The sequence below is a fragment of the Streptomyces sp. NPDC027962 genome (assembly GCF_055566095.1).
Window position 1 is genome coordinate 1 of record NZ_JBVHTA010000129.1, and the last position, 1065, is coordinate 1065.

Below are 1065 nucleotides of genomic sequence, written 5' to 3' on the forward strand. Positions count from 1 at the left end.
TGTATTGCCCTGAGAGGTTGGGGACGCGGCTGGCGGGTGGTTGGCCTTTCAGCGCGGTGTGTCCGCGGTGGTGATTGTAGGTGTGCAGCCAGCCGGGGAAGGCGTCGCGTCGTTCCTGCTCTGAGCGGTAGGGGCGGGCGTAGGCCCATTCGTCGAGCAGGGTGCGGTTGAAGCGTTCGACCTTGCCGTTCGTCTGTGGCCGGTAGGGCCGGGTGCGCTTGTGTGTGATCCCTGCGGCGGCGAGTGCATCGCGCCAGGTGTGCGACTTGTAGCAGGCGCCGTTATCGGTCAGCACGCGCTCGACGGTGATGTCGCAGTCGGTGAAGAACGCGTGGGCGCGGGCCCAGAAGGCGGTGGCGGTCTCCTTCTTCTCGTCGGTGAGGATCTCGCTGTAGGCCAGGCGGGAGTGGTCGTCGACAGCGGTGTGCAGGTAGCTGTAGCCGGCGTTCGAGCGGGTCTTGCGGCCGGCCTGGCGGCCCAGGACCTTGTGCCCACCGCCGTCGGGGATGTTGCCGAGCTTCTTGATGTCCACGTGCACCAGCTCCCCGGGCCTGTCGCGTTCGTAGCGGCGTATGACACGGCCCGTTGCCCGGTCCAGGTGCGTGAGGCGGGCCAGGCCGAAGCGGGTCAGCACGCGGTGCACGGTCGAGGGCACCAGCCGCAGCAGATGGGCGATGCGGGCCGGTCCCCATCGGCGCAGGACACGGACCTTGATGATCCGGCGTTCGGTACGGGTCGGGGTCCGGCGCGGGCTGGTGTGCGGGCGGGAGGAGAGGTCGCTCATACCCGCCTCGCCGAGTCGGCGGTAGCGGTCGGACCAGCGCTGGGCCGTGGTGGGCGAGACCTGGAAGCGTTCGGCGGCCCGGCGCAGCGGCCAGCCATCCTCGACCACGCAGCGGGCAAGACGCAGGCGTCCGGTCTCGGTCAGGGGTGCATTACGGTGGGGCACGAGGGCCTCTCTGGTCGCCGGTGCAGATGTCGCAATCCACACCGAGCCAGAAGGCCCTCACCCATTTCAAGATCCCACGTCAGTGATCGCTGTCACCAACCTCCATGGACAGAACA

Annotated in this window: 1 protein-coding gene; it reads right to left on the reverse strand. The window is 68.5% G+C overall.

Translation table 11 applies throughout. The features are described from left to right. Positions 1–949: IS481 family transposase (locus ACZ4SA_RS37010; protein WP_468283292.1), on the reverse strand; the 949-nt coding region annotated here is incomplete at its 3' end. Positions 950–1065: the final 116 nt, after the last annotated feature.